The sequence below is a fragment of the Acinetobacter sp. WCHAc060042 genome, from assembly GCF_003231195.1.
GTDB lineage: Bacteria > Pseudomonadota > Gammaproteobacteria > Pseudomonadales > Moraxellaceae > Acinetobacter.
The window spans coordinates 74,957-96,341 of the sequence record NZ_QKVN01000012.1 but is presented as its reverse complement, the minus strand read 5'-3'; the positions used below and the strand labels follow the sequence as shown (position 1 = coordinate 96,341).

General features: G+C 41.9%; 15 protein-coding genes. 8 read left to right on the top strand and 7 right to left on the bottom strand.

Annotated features, from left to right (window positions below):
* Positions 1-205 precede the first annotated feature (205 nt).
* Positions 206-1,915, bottom strand: coding sequence for a GGDEF domain-containing protein (locus tag DPG01_RS07310; RefSeq protein WP_110974641.1), 1,710 nt, complete (start codon positions 1,913-1,915; stop codon positions 206-208).
* Between the two features lie 1,089 nt (positions 1,916-3,004).
* Here DPG01_RS07310 and omp33-36 point away from each other — a divergent pair.
* The gene (omp33-36, locus tag DPG01_RS07305) at positions 3,005-3,898 is read left to right on the top strand and encodes a porin Omp33-36 (protein WP_265735889.1); all 894 of its coding nucleotides are present in this window, start codon (positions 3,005-3,007) and stop codon (positions 3,896-3,898) included.
* Between the two features lie 49 nt (positions 3,899-3,947).
* Here the strand turns inward: omp33-36 and betT are convergent, their stop codons facing one another.
* The 4 genes from betT to DPG01_RS07285 all read right to left on the bottom strand — a co-directional run bounded on the left by betT (position 3,948) and on the right by DPG01_RS07285 (position 9,064).
* Positions 3,948-5,915 (bottom strand): choline BCCT transporter BetT, encoded by a 1,968-nt coding sequence (betT, locus tag DPG01_RS07300; protein ID WP_110974639.1) that lies wholly within the window; start codon positions 5,913-5,915, stop codon positions 3,948-3,950.
* A gap of 157 nt (positions 5,916-6,072) precedes the next feature.
* The gene (locus DPG01_RS07295; protein ID WP_086209144.1) at positions 6,073-6,762 is read right to left on the bottom strand and encodes an ion channel; all 690 of its coding nucleotides are present in this window, start codon (positions 6,760-6,762) and stop codon (positions 6,073-6,075) included.
* Between the two features lie 254 nt (positions 6,763-7,016).
* Positions 7,017-8,732, bottom strand: coding sequence for a cation acetate symporter (locus DPG01_RS07290; protein ID WP_086209145.1), 1,716 nt, complete (start codon positions 8,730-8,732; stop codon positions 7,017-7,019).
* The gene (locus tag DPG01_RS07285) at positions 8,732-9,064 is read right to left on the bottom strand and encodes a DUF485 domain-containing protein (RefSeq protein WP_086209146.1); all 333 of its coding nucleotides are present in this window, start codon (positions 9,062-9,064) and stop codon (positions 8,732-8,734) included. The genes DPG01_RS07290 and DPG01_RS07285 overlap by 1 nt, the downstream gene beginning before the upstream one ends.
* A 185-nt stretch (positions 9,065-9,249) precedes the next feature.
* Between DPG01_RS07285 and DPG01_RS07280 the strand changes: the two genes are divergently transcribed.
* Together DPG01_RS07280 and DPG01_RS07275 are read left to right on the top strand one after the other, a co-directional pair.
* Positions 9,250-12,747 (top strand): PAS domain-containing hybrid sensor histidine kinase/response regulator, encoded by a 3,498-nt coding sequence (locus DPG01_RS07280; RefSeq protein ID WP_110974638.1) that lies wholly within the window; start codon positions 9,250-9,252, stop codon positions 12,745-12,747.
* 410 nt (positions 12,748-13,157) lie between these two features.
* A complete protein-coding gene (locus tag DPG01_RS07275) occupies positions 13,158-13,925 on the top strand; it encodes a hypothetical protein (RefSeq protein ID WP_086209148.1) in 768 nt (255 codons plus the stop codon).
* Positions 13,926-13,979: 54 nt separating this feature from the next.
* Here the strand turns inward: DPG01_RS07275 and DPG01_RS07270 are convergent, their stop codons facing one another.
* Positions 13,980-14,630, bottom strand: a complete 651-nt coding sequence (locus DPG01_RS07270) for a response regulator (protein ID WP_086209149.1) — start codon at positions 14,628-14,630, stop codon at positions 13,980-13,982.
* A 377-nt stretch (positions 14,631-15,007) separates the two neighbouring features.
* Here DPG01_RS07270 and msuE point away from each other — a divergent pair, with 377 nt between their 5' ends.
* The 5 genes from msuE to DPG01_RS07245 all read left to right on the top strand — a co-directional run bounded on the left by msuE (position 15,008) and on the right by DPG01_RS07245 (position 18,915).
* Entirely contained in the window at positions 15,008-15,736 is a 729-nt protein-coding gene (msuE, locus tag DPG01_RS07265) for an FMN reductase (protein WP_110974637.1), read from the top strand.
* 27 nt (positions 15,737-15,763) lie between these two features.
* Positions 15,764-16,870: a dimethylsulfone monooxygenase SfnG gene (gene sfnG, locus DPG01_RS07260; protein ID WP_110974636.1), complete on the top strand. Its 1,107-nt coding sequence runs from the start codon at positions 15,764-15,766 to the stop codon at positions 16,868-16,870.
* A 128-nt stretch (positions 16,871-16,998) separates the two neighbouring features.
* The gene (locus tag DPG01_RS07255) at positions 16,999-17,409 is read left to right on the top strand and encodes a DoxX-like family protein (protein WP_110974635.1); all 411 of its coding nucleotides are present in this window, start codon (positions 16,999-17,001) and stop codon (positions 17,407-17,409) included.
* Positions 17,406-18,239, top strand: coding sequence for an SDR family NAD(P)-dependent oxidoreductase (locus DPG01_RS07250; RefSeq protein ID WP_110974634.1), 834 nt, complete (start codon positions 17,406-17,408; stop codon positions 18,237-18,239). Before DPG01_RS07255 ends, DPG01_RS07250 begins: the two co-directional genes overlap by 4 nt.
* 61 nt (positions 18,240-18,300) lie before the next feature.
* The gene (locus tag DPG01_RS07245) at positions 18,301-18,915 is read left to right on the top strand and encodes a riboflavin synthase subunit alpha (protein WP_110974633.1); all 615 of its coding nucleotides are present in this window, start codon (positions 18,301-18,303) and stop codon (positions 18,913-18,915) included.
* Between the two features lie 123 nt (positions 18,916-19,038).
* Here DPG01_RS07245 and acs read toward each other — a convergent pair whose 3' ends face one another.
* Entirely contained in the window at positions 19,039-20,982 is a 1,944-nt protein-coding gene (acs, locus tag DPG01_RS07240; RefSeq protein WP_110974632.1) for an acetate--CoA ligase, read from the bottom strand.
* Positions 20,983-21,385 lie beyond the last annotated feature (403 nt).

Sequence of the window (21,385 nt, the reverse complement as noted above, 5' to 3'; positions counted from 1 at the left end):
GATCATTTAAAATAATGTTACACTAAAGCAGAATCCACTTTTAAATAATATTTATCGACTTATTATTATGCAATGACACCCAAAATAGTAAAACTTTAAATTACATTTAAAATAGACCTCTTCCATAAATAAAAAATGATCATCTTTTTATTTATGGAAGAGGTCTATTTTTACTCATTATGTGGATATAAATATCTCCGATACATTAACTCGCCACCTTATTTTTCCCCTGCTCTTTAGCTTGAAACAAGGCACGATCGGCTTTCTCCAAAAGTTCAGTCCAACTCGCCGCTCCAATCGCAACACCAATACTTATGGTCACACTCAAATCTGGACTACGTGTTGAATCCATTGATGCTGCTTCATAAATCTCACAGCGAATCTTCTCAGCAATTTTTAAAGCACGTTCCATGCTAATGTTTTCAATGAGTACAATAAATTCATCGCCGCCATAACGCACCAACAAATCAGAAGTCCGAATATTATCTTTTAATTTCTCAGCCACAAACTGAATGACTTGGTCACCCACCAAATGCCCATGAACATCATTCACTTGTTTAAAATAATCAATATCCATCATCATTAAACAAGTTTCAGAAAACTGCGTCGGCTGATTTTCCAAAAGCTTAATGTACTCGTTAAGCGCATAACGGTTTGCGACGCCTGTTAAAGAATCCAAATGTGCAATATTTTTCAACCGAAATTCCAATGCATCCCGTTGCTGAAGCGTGTGTTTAAGCTGCTGTATCGCTGTAAACAATGAATGTACATTGGCGGATTGATCTTTAGACTCTAAATCGTTAGAACGCATACTCGAATTAGACAAATCGAGAAGGATTTCCCGCGCCTGAATTAATGGAGCAAAAACTCTTTTTTGTGCATAAATCATAGTGAATAACGCAGCAATAATCGAGACTAATGAAATACTTACAGTCGTGAGCAAAACATTTTTAGCCTTACGTTTTTCAAGTGTGGCCTTTTCCACACTATATTTGAGTAAATAATTCTGCAAATCCACAACCGTAGTGAATTTATCAACAATCACCTCGGTAAGTTGTGTTCCCGTTAAATAATATGGCTGATGATAAATACTTTCATTCATCAGTCGCTCAACAATCAACAATCCTTTGGCTAAGAACTCATTATAAACAGCTTGATGTAATGCCTTGAATTCAGGGGTTTTATCACGTTCAGGTTGGAGAGTATCAATCAGCTCCCACAAGTACATGACTTGCTTACGTGTTTGTAAGGAACGCGCCAAGTTGGTTTCAGGAATCGGTTGTTCAAAGGTTACATGCGCCATGACATTTGATGCTGCCCGCCCAGCTTGATCCCTTAAATCTGCCAATAACAAAATTTGCGTATAAAAATTTGAAATGGCCGTGTCTTTTCCTTCTGAAACGGCAATCACATCTTTTAAAACATCATGGCTACGCTCCCAAGCCGTAAACATTTTTAAAATAGCTTGATCCATTTTTTCTGCATTACGTTGCTCACGTGGCAAAGCTGCATATTGATCTACTTGCTGTCTTCCCTGTGCTAATGCTTGTTCGAGCTGAGAAAATAAGTCTAAATTTAAATTAGAAAACCCCGATTTTTTAAGAATTTTCTGGGTACTACGCATTTGTTCATCGACATTAGCCCGATATGCTTTTAGCTCCAAGACATGTTTAGCAAAGTCTTGTTGATTACTCGACATCACTTTATTCGCTGGTGCACGCTCTCGCGAAATTTTATTGGCAAGGTCAGCTACTGCTTGCAAAGCTTGTATCTCAATGAGTGCTTGGTTAGCTTTTATATAATCATTATAACTTTTGACCATCAAGGGAATAGAAAGACTACACAATGACAAAATAATAATGCTCATTGCGATATATAACTTTTTACTCAGATGTTCAGAGCGTACTTCTCGCATACTTAAACTACGCCCCCTATTCTTAAAAAAGAAAAAAATATAATCAATAATGCTCATTATACAAACAATATATCTCTTATTTAAGTCATTAATTCTTTGTTTTGCCTAGTTTTTAGTATTCATTAATGCAAAATTCCTTGAGGCTCATACTCAAATACAAATGAAAGCTAAGGAAATCAATCATTAATAACTTTCATGTTAAAGATGAATTTCTTTCAATATTTTTTTAGACGCTTACATTTGAAGATGCCATATTTACATGCGCAACATTATGGTGCATAATGCACAACATTGGGGCGAATTAGAATATACTCTCAGCAAATATTCTAATTTTCCCACAAGTTTTGGCAAGAAAACCCAATCTCCTCAAAAGATTGGGTTTTTTTATACCATGTTAAAATATGAATGAATGTATCGAACAAAATAATGCACCATTTTGGTTCAAAAAATATTTTAACCCTTTGCCTGCTTATAAAATAAAAGTCTCTGAATTTTAAATAAAAAAAAGCCCAACCTTGGGGAAAGTTGGGCATATAAACAAAAACTGTTTGAGGAGAATTAGCTTCTCAGAAAACAACAATATTGTTAAATGATTCGCTAAAATAATTATGAAATAAATCTGCTCGATTGTAAAGCCAAGTAAAGCACTATGAATTGATATAATTGCACAAAAATTGTGAGAATTCTCACAAATGACTTGCAGATATGTACATTATGCAAGCAAAAAGCCGTTTTAATGCACTAAATTTAAGCATTTACATGATTTATGTCACAAAATTGAAGTGTTTAAAGGGGACTTTATTAGTTTTTTTACCGTTTGTTATTATTAATTCAATCTAATTTATCAATTAAAGAATCAGTTCAGGATAATTCAATATTGCGCATTCTCTGTTTTATAAATAGATATACCCTATTGTTCTGACATAAGTTTTTTTTGGTTGACATGGATCTGTTTATTTGAGCATTTTTTATTCAACATCATAATTAGAGTATTTACTCAATATTATAATGTCATTAGAGTTCATTGACTTAATAAATTGTTACAATAGAATGTTCATTGTTTAATCCAATGTTAACAAACTGGTAAATATCATGAAAAAACTCGGTTTAGCCACTGCTTTATTATTAGCCATGACCGGTGCTCAAGCATACCAATTCGAAGTACAAGGTCAATCAGAGTACGTAGATACGACTGAAAACGACAAAAACTTCACTGGTGCTGTACAAGGTACTTACTACTTTAAAAACGTTGATTCATCTAAAGGTCCTTTAGCTGAAGCTGCTTTTTTAAACCAAGCGTCAAATGTATCTTTAGCTTACCAATATGGCCAGTATGATGCTCCTGTAGATGAAGGTCGTTCTGACATCGAATCTCATGTTTACGGCGCTAAAGCTGAAGCGTATATCCCAACTAAATTCGTACCTGCTTATGCGAGCGCATCTTATAGCCACACTCATACTGATGGCAAAAATGCCGTAACTCGTGATGACAATGGCGACCGTTATGCATTAGAACTTGGTGCAGTAGTAGCACCTAACTTCTTGGTTGCTGTAGGTTATACTAGCGTTGCTGATCAAACCGCTCTTGATGCATTCGGTATCATGAATAATGGCGTAGTTAAAACTTTTGGCGAAGCAGCTACTATTGCTGATGACCAAGACGCAATCACTGCACGTACTAAATATGTAGGTAACATCGACGGTACAAACATGGCGCTTGGTTTAGAAGCTGGTCTTGTTTATGGCGAAAGCACTGCTTACCAATTAAAAACTGACCTTTACTTAACGCCTAAATTGAGCGTAGGCGCATCTTATGCTGAATCAAGCTTTGCAGGTACTCCTGACTCAGCTTGGGGTGCAAACGTTAACTACTTCATCACTCCAGCAGTTGCTGTAGGCGCAAGCTATGTAAATGCTAACGCTAAAGAAATCGAAAATCTCGATACACAAACTGTTGGCGTAAATGCTAAATTCCGCTTCTAATTCAATTTAGAAACTGAATAAAAAAAAGGACGCTTGAAGCGTCCTTTTTTTAGTTTGTGGTTCTGACTAAATTTAAGAAATGTAAATGACGTTCGTACTGGTCAATAATATCTTGCAGTAGATCTTCTAAAGTCCAATCCATCACATCATAATTCTGCCCGCCTTCTCTTAAGAAAACCTCAGCCTGATAAAACTGCTGTTCCTCCAGTCTATCCGCCATAAAACTTGGCGGTTGCGTTTCACGGGCAACCACCTGATAGATGAAGTTAATCTCATTATGGTGATCTACGCGTAACTGCAAGCCATGCTCAATCTGTTGAATGGTCACGTCTAATTGACGACGCTGGAATTCCTTTTGTACTGCCGAAAAAGCAGCTTGCACCCGCTGTTCAATAAACTGCTCCACCTCAAGCTGAGTATGCGGATAATGCATAATCAGACCTAGACGCTGTTGCCAACTGCGTGGATTTTGAATCGCACGAGGGGTAATTCGCGCATCTTGCAGTGCACGCATTTTGGTGACATCTAAACGTAGTGCTTTCAATAAGCCCCAGCAGACCAACAGCATAATCAAAGTAAACGGTAAAGCACTCATAATTGTGGCCGATTGTAAGGCGGACAGCCCACCTGCCATCAGTAGGATAATCGACAGTAAAGCAATCAGAATGGTCCAAAACAGCCGTTGCCATAAGGGTGAGTTTTCTGTTTCTGCGGTTAAGTAATCAATCACCAATGAACCTGAGTCAGCAGAAGTGACAAAGAATAACACCACCAGAACGGTCGCAATCAGACTTGATATTTGAACGAAAGGCAAATGAGTTAAAAATTCAAATAGTGCAACCGATGAATCTTGTTGTACCGCAGTAATTAAAGAAGTGTGGCCTTCTTGAATAATACTGAACAGTGCCGCATTTCCCATAAAGCCCATCCAAATCAGCGTAAAACCTGTAGGAATGAACAGTACCCCAACAATAAACTCGCGAATGGTTCGACCTTTAGACACTCGGGCAATAAACATCCCCACAAAAGGCGACCACGAAATCCACCAAGCCCAATACATAATCGTCCAACCACCAATCCAACCATTCGGTTGATAGGCATATAGGTTGAAGGTCATGGCAAATAAGTTGGAAACATATTGCCCTGCATTTTGAATGCTGGTTTGTAGGATATAAATAGAAGAACTGGTAAAAAAGACAAACAGTAATAACACCAATGCGAGTACCAAGTTCAGTTCAGACAGACGTTTAATGCCTTTATCTAAACCAAAACCGACCGAGAGTGAAGCCAAAAAAGTGACAAAGATAATCAGTCCAACCTGAATCCCGATACTTTGCTGGATACCAAATAAATAATTCAGTCCCGAGTTAATTTGAGTTACCCCAAATCCAAGTGTAGTAGCGATCCCAAAAATAGTGCCTAAGGTTGCAAAAGTATCAACCGCATCTCCCGTTGCACCATAAATTTTTTTACCGACCAAAGGATATAAAGCGGAGCGAACTTTTAAAGGCAAATTATGTCGGAAAGAGAAATAAGCTAGTGACAAGCCCACAAGTGCATAAATGGCCCATGCATGTAATCCCCAATGGAAAAAGGTGATGCGCATCGCTTGTTGTGCAGCATCTACAGTTTGTCCATCGCCCGTGGGCGGATTGACATAGTGCATCACGGGTTCAGCCACACCAAAGAACATGAGACCAATCCCCATACCCGCGGTAAATAGCATGGCGAACCAAGAACCACTGCTATATTCAGGTAAACTATGGTCTGGACCAAGTTTGATCTTCCCCATGTCGGAGAGTGCAATAAATACCAGTATGATGAGAAATAATGCAACGGCTAAGACATAAAACCAGCTAAATGAATCAATAATCCATTGATTTAAATGTTTGGTCAAAGCCTCAAACCCGCTTGGGTCAAAAAGAATTAAGGCTAGAAAAAGCACTAGAATCACGACCGTGCTAAGAAATACATTCTGTTTGACGTTCGCAAACAGTGATGGTTTTATGGAAGGCATAATTCCCCCAGAAAATTATTTTTAATACAAAGATATAACCAAGATGGTTAATGAGACGAGTCTGATTCAGACTGAAAAGTGAATTGTTTAAAGTTTAACGATTCGGAACCATCATAATTTATGTTTAAAAATAAGGCAGTGCGAATCCTGTAACAGTTTAATTTTCTTTATGATCATTGGGTCGATGCTGAATATATTGCAATGCGATTAAACGAGAGACAATTAGCGCAAAATACATGACGCCACAAAACATCTGTAACATGGCAATCATACGGGCCAGTGGTGTTAGCGGCATTAAATCAGACAAGCCCGTTGCCGACTGCAAACTAAAACTTAAAAATAATAAATCTAGCCATGACTGTGCGCCCACCACATTGGGATTTAAAAAGCTATTGGGCTCCAAAATCTGACAAATGCTATATAGAAAAGCAAAGCCCCATGCGATAAGGGTAAACACTGCACCCGCTGCAAAAAGCTCATCTTTGGTCAGATAACGGTCTGCGAACATATAGCGCAACAAGCCATAGGCCGCAATAAAATACGCCATTGCTTCAAAGGCATGACTAATCACCAAGAGCATCGGATGCGTGGCACCCAACAAAATCAATAAGGAAAAGAACAGGGCTCCACCGACAAAACTCAGCCCTAGAATGGTAAATACTGGGGTTTGGCGTATGACTTTGGCAATCATCAATAACACCAATACACCTAAGCCCCAAACCAAGACACGCAAAGACAAACTATGTCCGCTCAGCATCGCCAAGATCAGCATCATAAATTGCAGTAACAGCAGCCATGCTGAAGGGAGTAAGCGGAAACCTTTCCAAAAGTCGACCAATACCTGCATATCTAGCCATCCAAGTTATTATTTTTTAAAGCCCAGTGTGATTCATTTTTGTTCTACGTGGTTAATTTAACATGAATAAAATAGGAAGCTCATGGTTTTTGTAGATGTCATCACGTTCCTTTTCATCTTACTTACTTTTCCGCTAATACCTCCATCTAACAATGTCTAGATAAAAGACACTTTGCGGTCAAAAGTTCAGAGCTACCCACAAAAAAAAAGCCCCATCAGTTGGGGCTTTTTTTATCAGGTTCAGATTAGTGATCTGAAGCACCTGAGATACCAATACCTGTTTGTGAACGTACATACTGCGCATCAAATGCTTTACGTTCTGCTTGAGCTTGTGCTGAATTATCAGTCACAGAGAACAACCAGCAGCAGAAGAACGCCAATGGCATAGCAAAGATTGCTGGACCATTGAATGGGTTCACTGGGGTTTCAGAGATAGCCAAGGTATCTACCCAAACCGCTTTAGATAAGATAATCAATGTTACTGCAGTTGCTAGACCAACCACGCCACCAATCACCGCACCACGTGTGGTTAAACCTTTCCAGAACATTGAAAGTACAAGTACTGGGAAGTTTGCACATGCTGCTACAGAGAATGCTAGACCCACCATGAAGGCTACGTTTTGCTTCTCGAACAGAATTCCTAAAATCATCGCAAAAATAGCAAGACCTAAAGTCGCGATTTTAGACATACGAAGTTCAGATTCAGGGGTTGTTTGACCTTTCTTGAATACGTTTGCATACAAGTCATGTGAAATTGCTGAAGCACCAGACAATGTCAAACCAGCTACTACGGCAAGAATTGTTGCGAATGCTACCGCTGAAATGAAGCCCATGAACAAGTCACCGCCAAGAGCGTCAGACAAGTGCACCGCAGCCATGTTGTTACCACCTACAAGCTCAAGCTTGCCAGTTACTGCCATTTTCGCAACATCAAGGAACTGAGGGTTATTCGATACATAAAGGATCGCACCAAAGCCAATGATGAAAGTTAAAAGGTAGAAGTAACCAATGAAACCTGTTGCAACAACCACTGATTTACGTGCTTCTTTAGCATCTTTAACAGTAAAGAAACGCATCAAGATGTGTGGAAGACCTGCTGTACCGAACATTAATGCAAGACCTAAAGAAATCGCATCAATTGGGTTCGCTGCAAGTTTACCAGGGCCCATAATATTGCCCGCTTCTGCTAAAGAAATATCATGAACTTTAGAGAAAACTTGAATTGATTGAGAGAACATTTCAGAGAAGCTGAAGCCCACGCCTTTCATCACCATGAAAGCCATGAATGTTGCGCCAGACAAAAGCATTACAGCTTTAATAATCTGCACCCAAGTCGTTGCCAGCATCCCACCGAAGATCACGTAAGCCATCATCAGAAGACCGACAATCACCACCGCAATGTTATAGTTCAAACCAAATAACAGTTTGATCAGCTGACCTGCACCCACCATCTGAGCAATCAGATAGAATGCAACCACCACCAATGAACTCACCGCAGCAAGTGTACGTACTGGTTTCTCAGCTAAACGGAATGACACCACGTCAGATAAGTTGAACTTACCTAAGTTACGTAGACGCTCAGCAACCAAGAACAATACGATTGGCCAGCCCACCATGAAGCCAAGTGAGTAAAGCAAACCATCAAAGCCTGAGCTGAAAACCATTGCGGAAATACCCAAGAATGACGCTGCGGACATATAGTCACCCGCAATTGCTAAACCATTTTGGAAGCCCGAAATACCGCCACCCGCTGTATAAAAGTCAGCAGTATTGGTGGTTTGTTTTGCTGCCCATTTAGTGATCAGCAATGTAAAGCCCACAAAAATTGCGAACATGATAATGGCATGCCAGTTTGTCGCCTGCTGTTGAGCCTCACCTAAATCAGGGCTTGCGATTGCTAGGCTTGAAGCCAACAGTGTTATCGTAGCGACTGTAAGCGCTTTCAATGAATTCCATTTCATTAGTGCTGTCCTTTCTCTTGCGCAATGGCTTCAACTTCACGCATTGCTTCTTCATTTAATGCATCTAGTTTGTTATTCGAAATATACGAATACACACCACATAAAACAAAAGACAATACAATAATGCTTAGCCCTAATGGCATGCCAATCGTGGTCACCCCACCACTGACTGAGGTCATTAGAAACTCTTTGTTGTAACCAACTAACAACATGAAACCAACGTACACAACCAACATAATGCCCGTTAATGTCCAACTGAGTTTACTTTTACGACTAACCATTTCCTTGAATTTGGGATTTTGTAGAATCTGTTCTACTTGTCTCTCGTCCATAACCACACTCCTGTCTGTATCCAACCGTAGATACAATTTTTTAATTCGAATTATTACATTTGCTAAATTAGCAAGCTTCTGTATTGGTTGTAATTTAGACTTTGGTCTCTAAATTTTAAACAAGCACAGCAGGCTCTCTCCGAGATGCGTTATGATGCAACCATGGTGGAAAAACTTTAGGTAAAATGAACAGCTGGCTCATCATAGGGGTCTTGGCCCTCTACATTGCATTACTCTTTATCTGTGCCTTTTTTGGTGAAAAACACGCCAGTCGCCTGAGTACGCGTGGGCGCATGCTATTGTTTAGTTTAACTTTAGGCGTCTACTGCTCATCATGGACTTTTTATGGTGCTACAGGTGCCGCAGTTCGTGAAGGCATTATCTTTCTGCCCATTTACCTTGGTCCACTACTCTTCGTTGCACTGGGCTATGACATTTGGCGTCGTTTAGGGCGTGTCCGCCAGCACCATGCGATTTCATCCATCGCAGACTTTGTCGCAGCACGCTATGGTAAAAGCGGACCTTTGGCCTCGATGGTGACTATCCTCGCGGTCATTGCCATTATTCCTTACCTTGCCCTTCAGCTGCGGGCCATTGCCCTCAGTGCTGCGGTAATTTTAGAACCAACAGCAGGTAGCATTGCCTCAACCACCAACGGTGTCCTGTTCCTCACTGGCATTTTGGCCATTTTGGCCATGATTTTTGGAACCAGACAGATTGCCAATACCGAACAACATGGCGGTCTGATGTTAGCAGTTGCCTTCGAGTCTTTTGTCAAACTGTTTGCTTTACTCTGTGTGGCTCTCTTTTTCGTGTTTGCTGCACCTGAAAATGTCCATCAAATCTCTAAAGACGTCGCAGAGACGTTCCATCAAGTACAGCTAATCGGTGTGCCCGATACCTTCTGGATTCAAACCTTATTAGCAGGGTTAGCGATCATTTGTTTACCGCGTCAGTTCCACGTCGCTGTGGTTGAACTCCGTGATGAAAAGCACATTCGCGGGGCACGGCGCTGGTTTGCTGTCTATTTAGTTTTAACCATCATTGCGATTATCCCGATTGCCAGTTGGGCGCTACATGCAACGCCAGGTTATTTAGCGATCCCGGATGTCGCAGTCCTGTCTTTACCTTTGAGTTATGGACAAGACTGGTTAACTCTTTTGGCATTTTTAGGGGGATTTTCGGCCTCTACGGGTATGTTATTGGTATCATCCGTCGCCTTATCTATCATGCTGAGTAACGACCTGATCATGCCAGCTTTATGGCGCACAAATGTGCTATCACGTCATGACAAGCGTCTACCTTTGGTACTGAAATTCACCCGTCGGGTCTGTATTTTAGCCGTCATGCTCCTGGGCTTTTTGTTCTTCCATTTCTTCAATGACATTGACCAATTATCAGTCTTTGGCTTATTGGCCTTTAGTGCTGTGGCTCAATTCTCACCTGCCCTCATTGGTGGTCTTTACTGGCGTGGTGGTAGTAAACAAGGGGTCTATGCAGGTCTATTGGCAGGTTTTGGCATGTGGGCCTACACCCTGCTGTTACCCACTGTATTACGCAGTTTACCGGCTGAATATGCACACTTCACCGAAAGCTTCCTCAATTTCGGACCAATGGGCATTAACTGGTTACGTCCTGAAGCCCTGCTCGGTTTTGAATCCTTTGCCGCGCTTACCCATGGCGTGGTGTGGGCACTCGGTCTGAATATTATTTTATACATTTGGATTTCCCGTGTATTTCGTCCAAGCGTGGCTGAACAAATTCAGGCTGAAAGCTTTTTCTATTATGAAACCAAGCCACTGCCAACACAAAGCACGTCAACGGACATCAGCTACATTCATCACGATGTTGCACGTTTGAAAGTCGGTGATTTGATCACCTTAGCCAAACGGATTACAGGCGATGGCGCAACCATGCGCGCATTTCAACAGTTCTGCGCACAAAACAATGTGGTGCTGAATGAAAACAGCAATGCCAACGGTATGTGGTGGCGTTTTACCGAACAATATTTAGCAGGCACTATCGGCGCTGCATCGGCGCGTACCCTGCTCACCACCGCGATGGTCAACAATGGTCTTGCACTTGGCCAAGTGGCAAACATTCTAGACCAAGCCTCACAATGGCAACGTTTTAATCAAAACCTGATCATGACTATGATTGACCACATGACCCAAGGGGTGAGTGTGGTCGATGAAAACATGTGTTTGGTGGCATGGAATAACCAATATTTAAAACTGTTTGATTATCCTAAAGACATTGTCTATGTCGGTTGTCCAATTTCTGATTTGATTCGATATAACGCAGAACGCGGCGAGTGTGGCCCAGGTTCGGTCGAGGAACATGTACGGAAACGGATGCACTGGATGCAAGTTGGTAGCGCACATGAGTTTGAACGGATCCGTAAAGATGGTCGTGTCATTCAAATGCGCGGTAACCCGATTGAAGGCGGTGGCTTTGTCACCACCTTTGCCGACATTACCGCCTTCCGTGAAAATGAAGCCATGCTTGAGGCACGGGTTCAAGATCGAACTCAACAGTTGGCAGATGCATTGTCTGAACAACAACTGGCACGTGAACAAGCCGATAAAGCCAATATGTCAAAAAGTCGCTTTATTGCCGCTGCCAGTCATGACTTATTGCAACCAATGCATGCTGCACGTCTGTTCAGTACCGCTTTAGAACAAAGCGTACAAAGTGAAGAAGACCGCAAAACTTTACAACAGCTTGATCGTGCCTTACATGGGGCGGAAAGTATGTTGTCTGCATTATTAGATATTGCCCGTCTTGAAGGTGGCACTATTCAACCCAACCGTCAGGCTTATCCGCTACATGATTTACTCAGTGACCTTGAATTGCAATTTAAATCTATTGCCGCACAACGAGGTATTCGTTTCAGCGTACATGATGCGCAATTCTGGATAGATACCGACCCGCAGTGGATTCGTCGTATTATTCAAAACTTTGTGAGTAATGCCCTGCGCTATACTGCCAAAGGCAAAGTGGTGGTGGGTGTACTTCGTTCCAGTGATCGACCACGTCATATTCGAATTGGGGTTTGGGATACAGGCCCCGGTATTGCAGAAGAACAACGAATCAAACTGTTTCAAGAGTTCGAGCGCTGTGGCCATACCTCGCCATGGGGTGAACAAGGTTTAGGTCTGGGCTTAGCCATCGTGCAACGAATGACCAGTCTGCTCGACTACCCTGTACATGTCTATTCAGAATATGGCAAAGGTTCCTGCTTTATGATTGAAGTCCCTATCATAGACCCACCAAAAGTGGTTGCTGCACCTGTACAGGCCGTTCCACTCAAAACCAAAGCCTATAAAATTCTGTGTTTGGACAATGACGAAACGATTTTAGAAGGGATGTCGACGTTACTCACTAAATGGGGCTATCAAGTGTTTAAAGCGACTGAACCTGAACAAGCGTTTGAAATGATTCAGCAAGAAAACATTCAGGTCTGGTTGGTCGATCAGCACTTGAATCATGACAAAATCGGGTTGGACTTTATTTTAGCCAACCGTCAAGAAAACGTGCCTGTTGCCTTGATCACAGCAGATTCAGATCCTGAACTGCCTCAACGGGTCAAAGACATGAATATTGTATTGTTGAAGAAACCATTAAAACCCGCCTCATTACGCGCATGGCTCTCGGGTTTAAAAATTTCAAACACTGAATAAATTCGCTACATGTATTCACAAACCTCAAGTGATCCTATTTGAGGTTTGTCACTTTGAACCTCAAAATCTTAAGCCAAATGACTAAAGTTTCACCCCCACTAACCAAAGTGATCATTTTGAGTATATTTGAGCCCATTTAAACTGGCTAAAAATTACACATTTACTTTTACTATGGCAAAATACACCAGTTACATTAGTGAACACTTGTATACTTAGTTACAATTTTTTAAACCATTGTTTTATATTAATTAAATATATTGAAAAATCAAAAATACGACTTTAGTCGTATTCATATCCATAAGGCATTGGCAGATAACTAGGACTAAGAAAAGATCAGTTTTGTCTAAATGTGTGCCTTCTTTCTTTAGCTCAAGAAACTGATCATCCATATCTCATATTGGAGTTTTACGATGAACATTTCTAAAGCCATGCCACACGGTTCAGATCAGTCACAACAATTCTTACGTCAATATAGTGCCAATGCATTTTTACCAACAATTGACTGGCGTGAACTGTTTAAACAAAGCAAGCTCAGTGAAACCCATGTTCAAGCCTTAGACACCTTGTATCACAGTGCTGTCCCACTCGCATTGCAAGTGTTTGAACAACTCGATTTTGATGTGTTCCAACCAGTAGCCTACCAGCCACAAGGCTTAGGTCTGTTTGAAAAGCTGCAACAACAAGAACAGCAATTACTGCTCGCCTTAGAGGCAGAAAGTAGCGGTTTAAATGAAGATGTGCGTCATCAGATATGGAGTATGTTGCTCCGTGGCGGTGCAGTGCTGGTGTTTAAAGCATGGCTTGGTAAAGTCAAAACCGATCAGGATGAACTCGACACTACCCAGTTTGACCAACTTTCGGATCTACTCTTTATCAAGACCCCACCACAAGTTTTAGCGGAACGCTTAGCTATTAATGCTCAAGGTACTCAAGATCATATTTTCCTGATGTATGACAACGAAGTTTATTTAGACCGTTTCAACAGCCTCGAAACTGCTGCACTTTTTGTCGATCTTGGGGTATATGATGCAGCCTTTTTAAGTCTACGGGATGATCGTGTCGCAGCCTATTTAAAACAATTGGGCTATGTCTCTGAAGAGCAAATTGATGACCTGCAATGTGCTTTAAATCCTCTGTTCTGTACAGATGTTACCAGTAAACAAAATTGCTTGGCTTAAGTCCAAAACATAAAAAAGCGCTGATGTTTCAGCGCTTTTTTTATCTCAATGATTTTAGATTTTCTTTTCTTCAATATTTAAAGCATTAATCGCCAGCACAGCTTGAGTTCGGTTTTGTACTCCAAGCTTACGGAAAATAGCAGTCACATGTGCTTTAATTGTCGCTTCTGAAACATCGAGTTCATAGGCAATTTGCTTATTCAACAAGCCTTCTGCCACCATCATCAATACACGGAACTGCTGTGGGGTCAAAGACTGAATACGCTCAGCCAAAGCTGTTTCATCCGCTGCACGTGGGTCAAAGTTCATGTTCGCAGGTAAATTTGGTGGTAACCAAATTTCGCCATCTAAGACTTCACGAATGGCTTCGCCAATATGACTTGGGTGTGCTGATTTTGGAATATAGCCCATTGCACCATGTGCAATTGAACGTTGAATAATCGAAGTTTCTTCATGTGCAGAAACCACAATAATCGGCAATGATGGATACTGAGCACGGACATGTACCAATGCTGAAAAGCCTGAAGCACCAGGTAAGTTTAAATCCAATAACACCAAGTCAGGTTCAGGACCTTTTTCAAGGCGTTCATAGAATTCGTTTACTGCAGCTGTCTCATGAATCTGAGCTTGCGGTAAGCTATAACGAACAGCTTGGATCAACGCATGGCGAAACAGCGGATGGTCATCAACGATTAATATATTCATAAGCAACGAGAGATTTCGAGTGCACTAGTCTTGACTATTCTAACCATACAAGTGCCGATAAGGATATGCAAAGTATAACTTTTTTTCACTTTATCACGCTTTATGCACTAAAACGGCAGCAAATTCAGTTCAATCCCACAATATAAATAACTAATCACATTTTGATATAAATTTTATACTCATAATGAAAAACCTTATTTAAACTAAATATATATTTTGATTTCAAATGTTTGAAAAAAAATTGGAGTCCATTTGAAACACAAAAAAGATATATCTTAAAATCTGATAACTTAACGCTATTTCTTTATTTTACAGTCTAAGCCGAGATATTAGATAAATAAGCCCATTCCGAGATACAACATTTTAGGGCTTTTCTTATGTCAACTTTACTGCAAAAACCACTCAATATTGTCGCTGTGTCAGGTGGTTTAAATACCCCGTCTAAAACTGAAGCGCTAGTGCAAGAAATTTTAAATGAACTGGGCGATGCAACCCCAATCCATGTACATTTTATTAAGTTTAGTGAAATTGGACATTTACTTGGTGGCGCAATTTACCGCAACCAACTGCCACAACGTGTGCAAGATGACTTAGCCGCGGTCGAAGCTGCTGATGCATTGATTGTTGGAACACCAGTTTACCGCGCCTCTTTTACGGGCTTGTTTAAACATTTTTTCGACTTTGTTGAACAAACAGCACTGGTCGATGTACCAGTACTACTTGCCGCATCGGGTGGCAGTGAACGCCATGCACTGGTACTGGAACACCAACTTCGCCCACTCTTCAGTTTCTTCCAAGCGCAAACGTTACCGATTGGCGTCTATGCCACAGACAAAGACTTTACCCCAGCGTATACCATCCAAAGTGAATTATTACGAGATCGGATTACTCTTGCGGTAGCTCGTGCTTTACCCATCCTAGAATGGGCACCTGCGAAAGGTCAGCGTGCAGAAGTGGTGAAAGAAAAGACCCAACTAGCCAATCAGAACTTGGGTATCAACACGCAAATTGAACAAGACGATGTACTGCCTTCAGCAGCGGTCCCAAATTTAGATGCAGCTGAGTCTCGCTTGCATCAGAAAAAAGCCAAACCACAAGTCGCTTAACGCAAAAAGCATGGAGAGGGTTTTCACATGTCGCAACAGAATAAAAATATTACGTTTGCTTATTGGGTACCCAATGTCAGCGGTGGCTTAGTGGTAAGTAATATTGAGCAACGCACAGATTGGAGCTATGACTATAACGTCCGTTTAGCGCAGACTGCGGAAAAGAATGGCTTTGACTATGCTCTAACTCAGATTCGTTTTACTGCGGGTTATAACGCAGAAAACCAACATGAATCGGTCAGTTTTAGTCACGGTATTTTAGCCAAAACCAGCAAACTCAAAGTGATTGCAGCCATTTTACCTGGCCCGTGGAAACCCGTGCTTGCCGCAAAACAGCTTGCAACCATCGACCACTTAACTCAAGGACGTATTGCGATTAATGTGGTCAGTGGTTGGTTCCGCGGCGAATTTGATGCCATTGGTGAAGCATGGCCTGAACATGACCAACGCTATGCCCGCTCGGAAGAATTTATTCGTGCATTAAAAGGTGTTTGGACCCAAGACAACTATAGTTTCAATGGAAAATACTACCAGTTCAAAGACTACACCTTGTCACCCAAACCTGTGCAGAAGCCACACATTGAAATTTTCCAAGGCGGCAGTTCTCGTGCTGCACGGGATATGGCATCGCGGGTTTCAGACTGGTATTTCACCAATGGCAATACCCCTGAGGAGCTTAAAAAACAGATTGATGATATTCGTGCAAAAGCCCAACAGAATGGCCATCAGGTCAAAATTGGGGTGAATGCTTTTATCATTGCCCGAGATACCGAGGAAGAAGCGCAAAGTGTTCTGCAAGAAATTATTGATAAAGCGAATATTCAAGCGGTTCATGCCTTTGGCGATGCCACCCGTGAGGCGGGTGCTGCAACACTTGAAGGTGAAGGCAATTGGGCCAAATCGACCTTTGAAGATTTGGTTCAATACAATGATGGCTTTAAAACCAATTTGATTGGTACACCACGCCAAATTGCGGAACGTATTGTGGAATTAAAAGCCGTTGGGGTGGATTTAATCCTTTCAGGTTTTTTACATTTTATCGAAGAGGTTGAATACTTCGGTGCCAAAGTGTTGCCATTGGTTCGTGAGTTGGAAGCTCAACAGCAATCCGTTGAGACTGCCAAATCTGCTTAGCTCGGTAAGCAGCAGACACGAACTAAAAAAATAATAATGATAGGTGACTCTATTCTTCCCTCAAGGCTCGGCTTGAGGGTTTTTTTATTGGTGTATAATCCGTACAAAGTAAAAAATAACCCCTTGATATGAACAACAACCCACTCTTGAAATTCATCAATCTCTCTTTGTCCTTTTTATGGGGCTATCAAGGTCTAATTCCTAAAATTCTTTTTATCAATCCCGATGAAATTGCCATTTGGCAAACTTTTGGATTTTCCTACGCGCAGGCTCAACTGGCAGGTCAGCTCTCAGGTGTGCTTGAGTGTGTTTTTGCTTTATTGCTTCTGTTTAGCTCCAGTAAATATCTGCATTACCTCAGTATCTTTAGCTTAGTGTTTTTATTCGCATTGGTCACTTTTCTGATACCAGACAGTCTTGTTCGTGCTTTTAATCCTGTGGTCATGAATATTGCCATGATTAGTTTATCCGTTTGTTATTGTATGCTTCGCAATCAGGAAACGGCTTCCTTTAGTACACAAAATAAAGGATCAATATGACTTCAAAATCAGGTTGCATCGTCATTACAGGCAGTTCTAAAGGTATCGGCTTGGGTTTAGCTCATGCCTTCTTAGAACAACAACAAGCCGTGGTAATATCTAGTCGAAATAGCACAGATTTGCACAGTGCACTGCAACAGTTGCGACATTGCTTTCCCACTGCGCAGATTTATGCCGTCACGTGTGATGTCACACAGATCCATGAAGTACAAACGCTTTGGGATGAAGCTGTTCAACAATTTGGCGCTGTTCAGATTTGGATTAATAATGCAGGCAGTTGTACGGCGACTCTGGACTTTAAAGATCTCGCAGCAGCAGACATACAGACGGTGGTTCAAACCAATATTCTCGGCAGTATGTTCGGCTCACAAGTGGCCTTAAACGGCATGTTGGCACAAGGCTATGGTCAAATTTTCAATATGGAAGGTTGGGGTACTCGCGGCGAGTGGAGTGCAGGCATGACGACCTATGCTACCACTAAACGTGCCCTAGGTTACTTTAGTCAAGCCCTGTTTAAAGAAACCAAACAGACCCACATTCAAGTCGGCACACTCAGCCCCGGAATGGTAGCAACCGATCTACTGGTATCCTCTTGGCAAAATGGCAATGTGCAACACTGGAACAAAATGAAAAGGCTATTCTTTTTTATTATTGATCCCCCCGAAGTGGTCTGTCGCTATTTGGCTCAACGTATTTTAGAAAATAAACGTCGCCATAGTCGCATCGTATGGATGACGCCCTTACGTCTGTTGCTCCGATTTTTGCGGCCCTATTATTGGCGGCGGAATCCCATCAAAGATACAGCTTTAGCGCATCTCCATTCAAAATAATGCCACATCAAGTGATAGATCATTTACATTAAACATAAACCCCGAATTAGGAAGACTTCTGATGTACACAGGTATCGTACAAGGCTTAGAGAAAATCTTAGATGTCCGTCAAGGTGATGGCTTTAGCACCCTTGTGGTTTCAAATACCCACAACTTTTTTCACGATGTCTTCATCGGTGCAAGTGTAGCCATTAACGGCACCTGCTTAACCGCGACGCATATTGATCTTACCGCCAATCAAGTCCATTTTGATGTCTCGGATTTGACTCGACGCCTGACCACTTTAGGGACTTTACAGGCAGGAGATGAGGTGAATATCGAACGTTCAGCCAAAGTTGGGATGGAAAATGGGGGGCACAACTTGTATGGACATATCGAAGGAACAGCCACGGTCAAGCAGCTGAGCCGCCACGGCGAGACCTTACATGTGGATCTCCATATTCCAGAAGGCAATATCAAATACTTTTTCTTAAAAGGCTTTATTGGTCTGAATGGTTGTAGCCTCACCGTCAACCGTGTTGATCGTAACAGCCATGAAATTTCAGTCGATTTGATTCCTGAAACCTTACGTTTAACCACGTGGGCATCGGTACAAGTCGGCGATGCGGTCAATTATGAAATTGATCAAATGACACGGACGATGGTCGATACTTTAGAGAATATCCATCAGCGTTAAGATCGCTCTTCTATCTAATTCGACTGCATCCTATATACATGTTTGTAGCTCAATCCAGACCTGTTTTTGCTTATGCTTAAATAAAAATACCGTCTGCTTAAGACGGTATTTTTTAAGCCGATTTTAGCCGTTTGGATATACTTCTTTAATCAACACCTCGACCACTTGTGGTTCAGCCAGCGTCGATGTATCGCCCAAACTATCTAACTCGTTCGCTGCAATTTTTCTTAAAATACGCCGCATGATTTTGCCTGAACGTGTTTTGGGTAAAGACGGTGCCCAATGTAAGGCATCTGGTGTCGCCACAGGACCGAGTACCTTTCTTACCCACTGAATCAGCTCTGCACGGAGTTCTTCCGTTTGCGCTGTGCCCGCTTGTAAAGTGACAAAGGAACAAATTCCCTGCCCTTTGATGTCATGTGGCATTCCCACCACCGCAGCCTCAGCCACCGCCTCATGTGCCACCAAAGCACTTTCCACTTCAGCCGTGCCTAAGCGGTGCCCTGACACATTCAGCACATCATCCACTCGCCCTGTGATCCAGTAGTAACCATCTTTATCACGACGAGCACCATCACCCGTGAAATACGTTCCTGGATAGGTTGCAAAATATGCTTCGATAAACCGCTCAGGATCCCCCCAAATGGTTCGCATTTGTCCCGGCCATGAATCCTTAATCACCAGATTGCCTTCAGCCTCTCCTTCTAACTCGTTACCTTCAGCATCGACCAAAGCAGGTTGAATCCCAAATAAAGGACGCGTTGCAGACCCCGGTTTCAGTGGTGTCGCACCCGGAAGTGGAGAAATCAAAATCCCGCCTGTTTCGGTTTGCCACCAAGTATCCACCACTGGGCAACGGCTTTCTCCCACTACCGTATAGTACCAATTCCATGCTTCAGGGTTGATCGGCTCTCCAACGGAACCAATCAAACGTAAACTGCTACGATCACTCTCACGAACAAAGGCATCCCCTTCACGCATCATGGCGCGGATCGCTGTTGGTGCCGTATATAAAATCGTCACATTGTGTTTGTCGACAATATGCCCAGTTCGCGCCCAACTTGGATACTGTGGAATTCCCTCAAACATCACCGTTGTCGTTCCATTCGACAAGGGTCCATACAGTACATAAGAGTGTCCCGTAATCCAGCCCACATCGGCGGTACACCAAAACACATCATCTTGTTTTAAGTCGAATACTTCGCGGAAGGTGCTATTCACATAGGTTAAATAACCCCCTGTGGTATGCAGTACGCCTTTCGGTTTACCCGTTGAACCTGAGGTATATAAAATAAACAGTGGATCTTCTGCATTCATCGGTTCAGGTGGACAGATCTCGTTGACGGTCATGATTTCCATGTGATACCACAAATCACGCCCTTCTTTCAGCGTGATCGGATTACCTGTCCGATGTACCACAATCACGTTTTGTACCGAGTCTGTACCGGGTAGATTCAATGCCGCATCTACATTTTCTTTCAGCGGAATCGGTTTACCCCCGCGCATTCCAGAGTCTGCGGTAATCACAATTTTAGCTTGGCTGTCATCAATTCGGCTCGCCAATGAGTCAGGCGAAAAGCCACCAAACACCACACAATGCACGGCACCGATTCGGGCACAGGCCAACATCGAAATGGCTGCTTCTGAAATCATCGGCATATACAGCACCACACGATCGCCTTTTACCACACCATGCTTTTTCAGGACATTGGCGAAACGACATACTTCATCATACAGTTCAGTATAGGAAATAATCTTATGGCGTGAAGGATGGTCACCTTCCCAGATAATCGCAGGTTTATACGGATGCTCTTTTAAATGTCGATCAAGACAGTTGGCGCTTAAGTTCAGTTGACCATCTGCAAACCATTCAATTTTAAAATTGTCTTTATCATAACTGGTGTTTTTAACTTGACTAAACGGCTTGATCCAATCCAGCTTCAAAGCTTGTTCAGCCCAATATTCATCAGGTTGTTCTAGTGATTTTTGATAACGCTCAAAATATTCTTGCTCATTGGTGCGTGCAGTTTTTTCAAATTCAGCAGGTACAGGATAGACTTCTTTCATATCATACTTCCTTATATTCTGGCTCTCATCGCGAGAGCTTATGCCACAGTTATTGGTTTTTTATTGGACTGCATAACCACAGTATGACGATTGTTTTTTAAACAGATCAACACGGCTTTGGTCGTATATTATTTCTACAATTTAAAACACATTTTATAGTGATCTTTCAATGAGTTCCTGTGTCAAATCCGTAACATGAACAGCCCAAGAGGCTGTAAATAGGTGCGATCTGATCTTTTTTTAGTATATTGTTACATTTAAGCGTTCTATGGCCGATATAGCAGCACTAAGCACACCTTAATCCAAAATTTAACCGAGCTAAAAATGAAGAGAATGGTTGATTTAGCATTGTCATCAGCCAATGCGCCAATCTCATACGTTTTTCTCTATTAAATACACACAA